This is a genomic window from Paenibacillus sp. FSL H8-0283 (genome assembly GCF_045040675.1).
In the GTDB taxonomy this organism is placed as follows: domain Bacteria; phylum Bacillota; class Bacilli; order Paenibacillales; family Paenibacillaceae; genus Paenibacillus; species Paenibacillus amylolyticus.
In genome coordinates, this window is the sequence record NZ_CP150295.1 from 919,518 (window position 1) to 931,919 (window position 12,402).

11 protein-coding genes are annotated in these 12,402 nt (G+C 42.2%); 8 read left to right on the top strand and 3 right to left on the bottom strand.

Annotated elements, in window-relative coordinates:
* The first annotated feature begins 3 nt into the window (after positions 1 to 3).
* The 7 genes from MHI52_RS04280 to MHI52_RS04310 all read left to right on the top strand — a co-directional run bounded on the left by MHI52_RS04280 (position 4) and on the right by MHI52_RS04310 (position 7,355).
* Positions 4 to 816, top strand: a complete 813-nt coding sequence (locus MHI52_RS04280; protein ID WP_017690645.1) for an ABC transporter permease — start codon at positions 4 to 6, stop codon at positions 814 to 816.
* Between the two features lie 40 nt (positions 817 to 856).
* Complete coding sequence (locus MHI52_RS04285; protein ID WP_405158525.1) at positions 857 to 1,705, top strand: FkbM family methyltransferase; 849 nt, start codon at positions 857 to 859, stop codon at positions 1,703 to 1,705.
* A 53-nt stretch (positions 1,706 to 1,758) separates the two neighbouring features.
* Entirely contained in the window at positions 1,759 to 2,664 is a 906-nt protein-coding gene (locus tag MHI52_RS04290) for a class I SAM-dependent methyltransferase (protein ID WP_405158526.1), read from the top strand.
* 46 nt (positions 2,665 to 2,710) lie between these two features.
* Positions 2,711 to 3,745: a hypothetical protein gene (locus MHI52_RS04295; RefSeq protein WP_405158527.1), complete on the top strand. Its 1,035-nt coding sequence runs from the start codon at positions 2,711 to 2,713 to the stop codon at positions 3,743 to 3,745.
* A gap of 1,424 nt (positions 3,746 to 5,169) precedes the next feature.
* Positions 5,170 to 5,958: a hypothetical protein gene (locus tag MHI52_RS04300; protein ID WP_405158528.1), complete on the top strand. Its 789-nt coding sequence runs from the start codon at positions 5,170 to 5,172 to the stop codon at positions 5,956 to 5,958.
* A 604-nt stretch (positions 5,959 to 6,562) separates the two neighbouring features.
* Positions 6,563 to 6,847, top strand: a complete 285-nt coding sequence (locus tag MHI52_RS04305; RefSeq protein ID WP_405158529.1) for a hypothetical protein — start codon at positions 6,563 to 6,565, stop codon at positions 6,845 to 6,847.
* A 187-nt stretch (positions 6,848 to 7,034) separates the two neighbouring features.
* Positions 7,035 to 7,355 (top strand): hypothetical protein, encoded by a 321-nt coding sequence (locus tag MHI52_RS04310; protein WP_405158530.1) that lies wholly within the window; start codon positions 7,035 to 7,037, stop codon positions 7,353 to 7,355.
* A 250-nt stretch (positions 7,356 to 7,605) separates the two neighbouring features.
* Here the strand turns inward: MHI52_RS04310 and MHI52_RS04315 are convergent, their stop codons facing one another.
* From MHI52_RS04315 to MHI52_RS04325, 3 genes are all read right to left on the bottom strand, one after another.
* On the bottom strand, positions 7,606 to 9,273 hold the full coding sequence (locus MHI52_RS04315) for a leucine-rich repeat domain-containing protein (protein ID WP_405158531.1): 1,668 nt from the start codon (positions 9,271 to 9,273) through the stop codon (positions 7,606 to 7,608).
* A 382-nt stretch (positions 9,274 to 9,655) separates the two neighbouring features.
* Entirely contained in the window at positions 9,656 to 10,537 is an 882-nt protein-coding gene (locus tag MHI52_RS04320; RefSeq protein ID WP_405158532.1) for a GNAT family N-acetyltransferase, read from the bottom strand.
* Positions 10,538 to 10,821: 284 nt separating this feature from the next.
* Complete coding sequence (locus tag MHI52_RS04325; protein WP_405158533.1) at positions 10,822 to 11,028, bottom strand: DUF2536 family protein; 207 nt, start codon at positions 11,026 to 11,028, stop codon at positions 10,822 to 10,824.
* Between the two features lie 387 nt (positions 11,029 to 11,415).
* Here MHI52_RS04325 and MHI52_RS04330 point away from each other — a divergent pair, with 387 nt between their 5' ends.
* Positions 11,416 to 12,390, top strand: a complete 975-nt coding sequence (locus MHI52_RS04330; protein WP_405158534.1) for a tRNA dihydrouridine synthase — start codon at positions 11,416 to 11,418, stop codon at positions 12,388 to 12,390.
* The last annotated feature ends 12 nt before the right edge of the window (positions 12,391 to 12,402 follow it).

Here is a 12,402-nt window from a genome sequence, read left to right on the forward strand (position 1 = left end):
TCTGTGAGTATCAGCTTGACGGAGTTTCGGAAGCATGTACGTATGTTCTTTATTTTCGCAAAGAACAGCTTGGTCGGTTACATGGAATACAAAGCGAATTTCTACTCCGGTTTGATCATGGAGACCGTATTTCTGTTTTCCAAGCTGATCTATATCTTGTTCGTTTTCCAGCTCGGGATCGAAATCAATGGCATTTCTCCTGACCAGATGTTGATCTTCACAGGGACCTATACGATTATGATCGCAATCTATACAGGACTGTTTATGGATAACTTTTATAGATTCGCCGGCCATATCCGCAACGGGACGCTGGACTTGTATATGACGAAGCCGCTTTCGCTGCAGTTCATGATTTCGTTCCGGCATGTTAACTTCGCGTTTCCGATCCCGAACCTGATCGCCGGGATCACGATGATCGTACTGGCTTGGCGGCGTCTTGACATCGAGCCAAGCTTGATCCATGTGGCCGGATATATCGGCGTGATCTTGAGTAGCACGATCGTGACCTATTCGGTGCTTCTACTTCCGCAAATCCTTGCCTTCTGGACGGTGAAGTCCGGTTCGATCTTCGAAATACTTGACAAATGTTGGGATTTAAACAATATGCCGATGTACATATACCCCAAATGGCTGCGAAGAATTGGGTTGTATGTCGTGCCGATCTTGTTCATCACCAACATGCCGTCGGTTTATTTGATTGATCGATTGGACTTGTTCCTTGGGATATGGATTTTTGTAGCTCCCGTTATATCGCTTCTAGTGGTCAGGCTGTTCTGGAAGCTGGCCGTCAAACGCTATGAAAGCGCCAGCAGTTAGAGAAATGCCCTACAAACAAATTGTTGAGAAGGTGAATTGAATGAGCAAGACGGAGCATGAGCGTCATCCATTGCAGACAGACGCCATTACAAAGAAACGGCTGCACAACGGGATTGAAATCTATCAAAACAACGAAGGAGAGACCGAGTTTCTCTACAACGAGATTTTCCACAAGGAGATGTATTTCAAGCACGGGATTACGCTTCCGGATCATGGCACGGTCCTGGACGTCGGGGCTAATATCGGCATGTTTAGCCTATATGTCAGCAGCAAGAGCGACTGCAGGGTGTATGCCTTTGAGCCACTGCCTCCGACGTTTAAACTCTTGAAGATGAATACGAGCTCGCTGCCTCGCGTAACGACGGTTAACGTCGGGCTTTCCAATGAGATCAAGGAAGCGGAGTTTGCCTATTTTCCTACGATGTCCACGGACTCTGTCCAGATCAAATACAGGGAGAACCACGATCAAGATCTCCGATACGGGTTAATCAACCATTACGAAGATAATTTCGCTGACCGGCGAATGCTAAACCGCTTTGTCGATCATCTTATGTCGCCGAAGCTTCTGAATGAACAAATCTATCGTTGCAAGCTAACTACGATCTCCGAAATGATCCGTTTTTATGATCTGAACCAAATTGATCTGCTCAAAATCGACGTGGAAAAAAGTGAGTTCGAGGTGCTGGAAGGAATCCAACCGGAAGATTGGGGCAAAATCAGGCAAATTGTAATGGAGGTACACGGACTGGACGGAGAGCAGATCAGCAGGCTCGAGAACATCTTCCAAACCAACTGCTTCTATGCCGTGATCGATTACTACGAAGATTTGAATATCCCAAATTACTATAATGTGTACGCGTTGAATCAAATGCATACGTCGGCTGGGTGATAGTCATGCTACAACATCTACATGCAAGGTTGGTATGCTCCAGCTGCAAGGGCGTGCTGGTCCAGTCGGAGGCATTGCTGCAATGCTGCAGCTGCGATGCGGTATATACGAACGATGACCGTTATGTATCGATGCTCGATCGGCGTGAGCAGTTTGTTCACCCTTCCGAATGGAACCGGAAAGAGGCTGAAATTCGAGATTATAGCGAGATTTCGCACTCCCTTGCGCTGTCCGGTATAGGCCGATTCGCCACCTTCTTAAATTATGGTTACGTCCCGCACGGGAATGAGCAACATGCGGTGATCGAGCCCGACGATGCATGGAATAGAAACTCGGTCAAGCTGCTGCTTGAGACAGTGGGCAGGACGGTGATTCGGGAGCGGCAGGTGATCGACATCGGATGCGGCAGGGGAGGGAACATAGCAGCTCTGTCTAAATATTTCAAGCCGCTGTCTATTGTCGGTCTCGACATCTGCCCGGCGAATATTGCCTATTGCAATGCCAAATCCCGAGGGGGTGAATCTTTGTATCTCGTCGGCGATGCGGAGAATATACCGTTTGCAGACGAGAGCTTCGATGTGGTGTTAAATATAGAATCCGCACATGCCTATCCGAACCGATCTCGATTCTATGAAGAGGTGTACCGGATAATGAGAGTTGGCGGCGTATTTCTGTATACGGAGCTGATGCTGGGAGATCAGGTAGCGCATAACATCAGGCTGTTAGAGGAAGCAGGCCTGTCTGTAATCCGCAATCAGGATGTGACTTCGAATGTTCTTCTATCATGTGATGAGAGTGCGAAGCAGCGTACTGGCACACAAGGGATTGCGAGCAATGCCAAAGCGAGCACGAATATTGGAGATATCAATGAATTCATCGCATTGCCCGGCTCGAAGAAATATGAAGAGATGAAGGCTGGAACGCGGCAATACCGTATGATGAACCTTGTTAAGAGGTAATATAGCCGTAATATCAACAATAATTTTAGTATAGGAGAAATATTTTATGGAAGAAATTATTTCCCTGGACACCTTTCAGCCCTTCGACGGCATGACAAAAATGTATCCTCATCATAATTTTCCTTATTTCAATTGCGGCTACAACTTGTTGTTAACGCTTGCCAGATATTTTAAAAAAGATGAGTTGCCGATTTTGAATAATGTTATTAGTATTTATAGATTTGATAAACAAAAAATACAAACAAGAGGATATTTCAAGTTAAAGGTGTTGGATCTTGAGGAGGGAGATCAGATCCTTGAGGAAATGGGGATCTCTATTCGTAAAAAATCCCCTGAACTAGATACGTTACAAGATGAGATCATAAACTCTATTTCAAGTGGTCATCCGATTTCCATATTTATTGATTTATTTTATCAACGCGGGAGAGACTTTTACTATAACAAAAAACATGGACTGCACCCTGTTTTTGTCTATGGCTTCAATCTTACGAACGAGGAAATATATACGGTTGATGATATTACAGAATACAGACAATATTCTCTACCATTTTCAGAATTTAAATGGTCATGTATGACTTCGGAACACGTAAAGATGCCAGACTACTTTTGGGAATATGCGCTAGTGCCCCCCGGTAATCATGAAATCTTGAACAATAAGAATTTAGCACACACAACCATCAATGCATTCGTAGAAAATATGTGCAGGTATCAAAATGAAATAACGGAAAGTTTGAATAATATACTGTTGTTGGCAGAAAATTACGAGCTCATTATAAAAAATGAAACGATTATAGAAACATTGAGCAGTACTATTTATAGAAAATGTTCTGAGAAATACAGGTTAAATACTCTCTATAAGTACAACATTGATCATATCAATGCAAAACATACGCTTGACCCGTTATTGGACCAAATTATTCATGACTGGAAGACAGTAAGGATCTATTCGAATAAAGCCATCATGTCCCAAAAATTCACTGGGGAAATCATAGACAAGTGCATTGGTTTATTTACAAAAATATATACGAATGAAGTACATTTTCATAATCAATTATTTTTAATGTTAAAGGCTTTCAGGTAAAATCACATCTAATATTTCTAGAAATGAGCCGCATCAACAGGCATACTGTGCATGTGTCTTTTCATCGTATGAAAACCGCCGCTGTCTGCATCAACACTTTAAACACAAACGGCAGAGATGCCGTTTTTTTGTTTTGATTTTGTTACAGCACACTAGTCATGTGGAGTGTTACTCACTGTTGGTCAGGAAAGACTAATAGTTGAGATGTATTGGCGTATGCATCAACGGAGCGGGTTAATTGTAGATTCGAATTAAAGTCGACCTAAAGCCTAAAAAGTCGTATCACAAAGCCGAGCGAAATTCAGGTATCCAATCCTGTATTCCTCGGCTTTTTTTCTTTTGGAGCAGGGGGAGGTCAGGAGGAAGGGAAGTTCTTAAACTAACCGAATCCCTTGTTTCTATCAAGCTTTTTCTCAATATCTTTCTCCAATTTCCAATCCGATTTTTAATACGACTTTATTTGCTCGTGCTAAAATAGGGCGAGAGGCGTTCAAGCCAAGTGGGGCAAGGGTTTTCGGCGATTTGGTGGGGGAGGGTGGCGTAACACGACTTTTTAATGAATGCACAACAGGATGACTTGATGAAGAAAAGAAACGCATTCATACAGCACTTAGCTGAAAAACCATTCAACCATTGATGGTTTTTCAACTCTTTTCATCCTTGATTGCTTTTATTTCAAGGTTTGAACTTGATTCTGGGCATATTTTCTTTGCCGTTGTAGGGATTATCTTTACCCTAATGAGTTATGGGGGGCATAGAGAATTAGTTAACAAAAAGAAGTCAGCGGCTAAAGCTACTGAGAACTAACCGCAAAGCCAGTATATTTAGTAACTAAGGGCATTCACCTTCAGCTAAGGGTGAATGCCTTTTGTTATAGAAGCAAGAGAATAATACTCTCCCCTTGCACCTCTTTAAAGACATGGAGCGACCACTGATAGCAGGGGAGATGATAATAATGAAAGTTGAAAGAACCTTTAATGGACATGATTCCTTCTTAGGTCTGCTTATGCCGTTGATTTATGCTACTGAGATTGACAGAATTATGGAACAACAAAACAACTTACTTACAGTATAATCATAATGAAGGTAATCGGTATCGCAAAATCTACAAAATGGCTGTGCCTATTAGAAACGATTTTATAAGAAGATGGCAGCATTCAAATTTGTTATGGCGAGATGTTCAAATTAGGCAACTAGATAATATTTCAACTCCGCGTACCTACGGTATTTTTCGGCCTGTTGTACTCTTACCAACCGTGATATCGAGCTATTCTGTGATGAAACAGTCATACGGAAATTCGGAGAAAACTCGAAACCTACTTATGCTAGGGCACTTGTACGCTTGGAAGAAAAGAAAATCGGTTTGTCGCTGATGATTAGTAGCTTTTTCAAAAACTCAACCGAAGAAAGGGATTTAATCGATTATGAAAACCAAGAAAATCACGATCGCCACGATGCTGCTCGCTATTGGGCTTGTAGCCAGTGTCGTTATCATCTTCGCGACTTCTGCATTGGACAAAACGGAAGCTGTTACGCATGTCGACAATCCTAAAGCCGAACCTTCAGCTGAAGCAGTGCCCGCATTATCTCATGGTCCCATCACTACAGATCTAGTGCCCGCATTATCTCAAGGTGCCACCATTACCGATTTAATGCCGCACGATTTAACATTCAACAAGAAATATGATGTACCGAAGTTGATAGCCAGCCTTATGGATTCAAAGTATCGTGGAGTTTATATGGACAACGAAATATATCTTCGTGTCATGATGGATAACACAATACAGATAAGCAAGGATAATGGCACGGTTTGGAAAAAATATGATACAGATGAAGTCGATGCAAAAGATTTTGCAAAATGGCTGCTGATAAATGATCCGAATCCGGGCTATTCAATAGAAGAAGTTCAGACTCGCTTGGCGAATGGGGCACAAGTAAAACATTTAGTGTTTGAAAATGTGAAGGAGATGTATTTCATAATCGACAGGAACGGCGTACAGATTGAACTTGTACAGCCTGAAAAGATAGCTTCTGTTCTGATCGACGCTCAAAGAATGATGATTACTTCCGCTATATCAGCCCAGATGCTGAAATCATTTTATGACTTGTTAGTGTCCAACAATATACTTACGGAAACTCATGCAGAACAAGATTATTCGGAAAGAATTAAGTATCTTGAAAAAAATTTACCTAACTTTATTGTGACGAAATAAAGGAGGGTTACCGATTTTAGAAAAAATAATTGGCGTCGGTCTAAATGATCGGCGTCTATTCCTTTTTGAATCAGAAATTTACCGTAATCGCGAGGGGGTACACCGGAGGAACGGGTGTATGTCAGTGCCACAAAAGGCGTACTTAATTCACGCGCAATTTTTTCGAAATGTCATGTTCCATATTGTGACATGCCCGGCTATACTTATCTTATCGTTTTTTCGATCGGAAGCGAAAGGACGACGTTGGTCACTCCATGAAGGTGAAAAGGGGCGAACACAATAGGAAGGCAGTAAAAGAGGGTCTTGGAAAGTTTTGTCGAATAGTTCTACATGCCTACAAGAGAACATCAGAAGGGAGTCAAAAGAAGTGCAACGTGGTACTAGAACTACATATAATCAGCCCAACAAGACAACGCCTGCCCAAGCTAACATGACTGCGAGGGGTCAATCTAAGGGGGCTAACCCCCAAATAAACAGGACAGTCGGACAAGTAGAAGGAACAGGGAGTCACTCAAAAACTACAAATAGTGTAAATGCCGTAACTTGCCGTAAGTGCAAGTCACAGCAGGTGGTAGCCAACAAAAGAGGGTACAACTTCGCAAACATGTTCAAAACACTGGGGTGGATGGGATTACTTCCTCTCGTATTAGTGTTGGCAGGTACGATGGGTGCTTTCTATTATAATCAAAATGTAGAAGTCGGAAGTGGTGTAAGTAGCACAGGAAGTGAAGCTTTTGGAGGTCTAGTAACTTTCATCGGCATTATTTGTGGGATTTCAATTAGCTTGTGCTTGCCAGTAAGCATATTAGTCGGTTTCGTTGGAAGAAGTGAAATTGTCAACGGCTGTATGAACTGTGGCTTCAAGTGGAGACCTGCTAAGAGGAAATAAAATAATGATGGGGCTGGGGCAAATTTTGATATACCCTCGTTAACTTTTTAACTTTATAGAAGGCGAGCGTAGCGAAGCCTATGGGGAAGACCGAGCATAGCGAGAGATTCCACATCATTACAGGATTGAATTTTTATTAATGGTGGGGTAGCCCTAAGCTTCGCTTCGGTCTACACCCACGGGCTTCATGTACGATGCTGGAGCAGATTGGGAAACAAAGTTTTTAAATTATGCTAAGGTAATTGTGCGCTATCATAGAGAAACCTCAGGTGGTACTGGGAAATTTTTAAGTGATACAGATTATGAACCAATAAAAGGTATTATGCTGGAATCCATTCCAGCGAATATTGAGCGGGGTTTTAGAAGTAAATTAGCGAGTATTTTAGCTTATGCTTATGAGTTATGCATCTTCTTGGGTGTAGATAGATACATTATATGTAAATCCATAAAAGATGATTTTAATCTGATACAGAAATTAGAAACGGCAAAACAAGAGTTACCTAACTAGTTGATACTAATATAAAAGTAATAAGCGGTAACTTTGTCACCGCTCTTTTACGGAGCAAATGCTATTCCTGTAATGTGTTTTAACTGTCCACTCATCCCATGTGGAAAGTGTTGCGATGATGGTTAGAAAGCTAAGCATAAACAGAAGGGGTTCGAGAATTGATACATGATTCTCGAACCCCTTCTTGTCTTTGTTTCAATACCATCCATTAACTACAGTAGTCTAAAAATCCCCTTATCCCAAGCGGGAATTAATATACGTGCACACCCGCACCAAGCACGGATTTGTTTTGCACGGAATTACCGGATAGATATACCTTTTGCAGATTAGGCAGCTGGCTTAGGGTCTCGATATTGGAAATGGCATTGTTCTCGAGATGAAGCTCTTCTATGGCCTGCCAGTTACTCATGAATTCTAAAGAATCCAAATTGCTATCCTGCATGGTGAAGGAACGTAGAGCGGACATGTTGGCAAAGTAAGGCATCATTTGATCAATTTCAGTAACAGAGGTATTGTTCATGCTAAAATATGACTGGTTTAAGGTCAAATGTTCAAGTACGCTGTTCTCCGCGGCCGCCTTTTGTTCAAAGTTCAGCCTACACTCGTAGCACACCAGAGATTTCATCTGCTTCAAACGAAATAAGGCGTCGCTTTCCTTGAACAGTGACGAGTCGTAAATGTTTAAGGTCTCTAGGCGGGACAAGCCGTCCAGGGCGGCAAGACGGGTTATTTCATCGATCTCCCAGAGCGAGAGTTGCTCCAGTTTCGGGAATTTCCCCAGCGCAGCCAAGTTCGATTCCCCACTTCCGCCACGGAGCGTCAGACTGGTTGTAACCGGGGCCTTTAGCCCGGGGAGAAAGGAGCTTGGAATTTCCACTCGCTCTACTTTAGGCAGTGTCAGCGCTTCTGCATTCTCGTAGTAGCCGGACAACGTTAATTCCCGCAAAGAGGGCAGACTGTTTATGGCCTTTACGGAGCCAAGCTCACTTAGAGAAGCCAGGCGTAGTGTGGTAATAGAGTTTTTGCCGGTCAAGCGCTCCAGACTGGAGAAGTTTACATTTTCAATATCTAACGTTTGTAGAGCAGGCATATTTTGCACAAAGTCGATGGACTTTACATTCGTTAAATAGGACAACTGAAGCTCCTGAAGCTGGGTCAAGGCATACAGCGGCTGCAGGTCTGTGGTTTCACTGTACTGTATAGACAAGGATGATAACCCGGTCATGGACGACAACCATCCGAGTTCATCGACAAAGGTGAGCGACAGGGACTTGATTGGCAATTGGTTTAACAAGTGAAAATCTGTTACGGACTCATCCACATAGGTAATGGATAAAGAGTTCAGATTGGGGAATTCCAGCAACATAGCCAATTCCTGATTGCTGCGAAGCTGAGTGGTAAGCTCCGTAATTTTAGACTTGTCGCCAAAGTAGCCCGAAAATGTACTAAAGGATTCGTTAAAAGCGCCACCATAACTTTTTAATCCGGGCATATGGGCCAAAGTGGTTTGGTCCGTCTGGGATATTTCATAGGTATTCGTCAGGTCCAATGCCGTCAGTCCCTTAAAAGCTTCAAAATCTCGCTGATCAATCCGCTGGCTATTCAGTTTTTTGTCCTGAGTAATATAAGTGATCTTCTCGGCCTGTTCATCGCTGAAGGGATCGGAGAGGCTATATGTAAACTTCCACTGATCATTCTCCGAATGCTCTACGGTTAAATAGCGAATACGAGCCAATTCCTCCTCTGTTGGCAAAGCGGACCCTTTATCGAAGATATCTCGCAAAAATGAGAGCAGAACCTCGCTTTCAGGCATCTTTCGTACAGGCAGATTGGCTTCTGTTTTTGGATAGGTGGAGCTATTGCTATAATAAAAATATGTACCGATCGCGCCAGTTAGGACTAACATCAGTATCAGCATTACCTTTACGGAGGCAGTCTGCTTCGGTGGTACTTTAGGGGACGTTCCATGGTAATGATTAATAGTCTGGTCTACGTAATAGACATGATTTTGCTTCAATAAAAGTTCTGTTTCACAATAGGGACACTTTAAAACCTCATCCTTCTTGTATTCAATTCTTCCGTTGCAATTGGGGCAGTTTAGCGGGATAAACGCCACGAATGTCCCCTCCTTCATTATGATGGTCATAAGATCATGCTGAACGGTCATCTGATTTCATTATACCTTGTGAATTTACGTTTGATGAGAGAAAGAAGTTTCACATAACGAAGGAGCAGGGAATCCTGCTCCTTTTTGATCTTTTTTAAGTATGGTCTGGTGGTAGGTCTTATTAAATAAATCATCAAGCAATAGATGTAATCGGATGTTTAACGTGCAGAGGGTAGAGATGTTCACCATGGGTTCTTACAAATAAACCTTCATTGGTGATCGAACTTTTTAGAACGATATCATCTGTTGCATCTGGAGTGAAATGAAAGGTTACTTTCTCTGTATCTTCATCTGCAATCTTATCCAAGATATCTTTCATATTCATTTCGTTTAAGCTAACAACGTCGAAAAGCTCAATATGATTGTCTTCTTTCTGATAAATAACAATGACGTTTTCGTTTTCCAAGTAATAAATATCATCACTAAAGACATTCAGGCAATAAAACATGAGTATTCCTTGAGCATGATGGGTTGCGAAATGCTGAGAAACAGGCAATCTTTCCGATGCCAATTTTTGAATAAGACGTAAATCATCCGCGTTAGTTACATTTAGTTTTCGGATGTTCGCAGGCTCAGGTGATTTTTTTGCCGTATAATTCATTGAAAAAAGATGTTCTTCCACAGGTTCAAACCCAAACTTGGGATAAAAATCAAGCACCGATTCATTGGCAAAAAGGTACATGTAATCGTACTTGTTCTCGTATTCCTCTAAAACTTTATTCATTAAACGTGTAGAGAGTCCTTTCCCCCGATAATCAGGATGTGTCATCACCGTGCCGATTTGAATCGCTTTTTTCTTCTCCCCGTGAATGATGAGCTCAAGGATGTTAACAGAAACGTTGGCAATAACCTGGTCCCCATCGACATATGAATAAGGGATGTAACGCTCGCCCCAGTATCCTTGTTGATACCAATCTTCAAAATTGATCTCAAACGTGTTGACAGCAAGCTCGAAAAAACTCTTGCGCAGTACTTCATTGTTTTTATAATTCTTCATAAATATTAATTCTTGCATGGTATTACCCCCTTAATCCTCAAAAGTGACTGTTTGTATAGTGGTACGATCCCGTATTTAACTATGTAAAATATGATTACAGGTGACAAAAATCCTCTTTTAACACCGCGTTTTAAACAAACTTGGCGATGTTATTTAAGCAGGAGTTTTAATAAGAGAAAATGGAGTTTGATATGGAAAGAGACGCGAGCGAATTCGCGTCTTCTTTTTTGCATGCTTTATAGGATATGCTTAAATGCAATTGCGTCAGTGAACTGTTTTTCACTATTGAAAATCTTGGTCCATTAATATACGGCAAAATGCACGATTGCACTATATAACATCTTGTTGCGAAAAGGGTCAAACGTTACTTGATGCTGAACTTGCTTCACGCGTAGCATTAATGCTTTGTTCATTCCGATTCGTTCTTCGATCGCTCGTTCCAGTTCACGGAAGTCATAAGCCTGCAAGCATTCGACTTTGTCTTTGATCATATCCAGTGAAATTTCCATATATCATTCAGGCCTCCTTAAAATCTTGATTTGCAGGTTAAAAGCCTGTCGAGCTTCATTTTAGAGGAGCTTATCCAGTTCGGCAAGAGCAATCGGGCTGAAAATCTAATAAAGACGTGATAAAATCGGGAAAGGGCAATTTCGAGATCATCGAACGTTCAATAATCTGAAGATCTAATGGAAGTAATAACAGATACTGCTGTTTGAACAAAGTTACATTTGCATGGTATAAGTGAAGAAGAAGCTAGGACACCATAATGTGAATCGTAACGAAACTGCGAATGATCATGTAAATGATAGCAAGCAGATGTATGAGTTACGAGTTTTACTATTTTAACTATTAATGAGGACAGAGACTGTCCTGGAATGTATAGAGGAGCTTTTGAGATGACAAAGGAAAACTTTTGGCGTGAATTGCCACGACCATTTTTTATACTGGCACCCATGGAAGATGTGACGGATGTTGTGTTTCGGCATGTCGTAGGTGAGGCGGGCAGACCGGATGTGTTTTTTACCGAATTTGCGAACACAGAGAGTTATTGTCACCCTGAGGGGCACCATAGTGTGCGAGGGCGTCTGACTTTTACAGCGGACGAACAGCCGATTGTGGCTCATATCTGGGGAGATAAACCTGAATTCTTTCGTGAGATGAGTATCGGTATGGCGAAAGAAGGCTTTAAAGGCATCGATATCAATATGGGTTGTCCGGTAGCGAATGTAGCCGAGAATGGAAAAGGAAGTGGATTGATCTGCCGGCCAGCCCTTGCGGCGGAGATTATTCAGGCAGCGAAAGCCGGGGGGCTACCGGTCAGTGTAAAAACGCGTCTTGGATTTACTGAGGTCGATGAATGGCGCGACTGGTTGACCCATATTTTGCAACAGGACATTGTGAACCTGTCCATTCATCTGCGGACGAGAGAAGAAATGAGCAAAGTAGATGCTCACTGGGAACTGATTCCGGAGATTAAAAAACTTCGTGATGAGATAGCGCCTAATACACTGCTGACGATTAATGGGGATATTCCTGACCGTGAAACAGGCCTCAGGCTCGTGGAGCAATATGGTGTGGATGGTATTATGATTGGACGGGGTATTTTCCAGAATCCATTTGCTTTTGAAAAGGAGCCAAGGGAGCATAACACAGAAGAGTTCCTTCATCTACTACGGCTGCATTTAGATCTCCATGATCAATATTCCGAGCTTGAAACGCGTTCGTTCAGCCCGCTGGCCCGTTTTTTCAAAATCTATGTTCGTGGCTTCCGCGGTGCTAGTGAGCTGAGAAACAGCTTGATGAACGCCAAAACCACTTCTAAAGTACGTGAATTGCTCAATGAGTTTGAAAGCAATGAACAGGTAGAGTAGAGTAAGACGTAA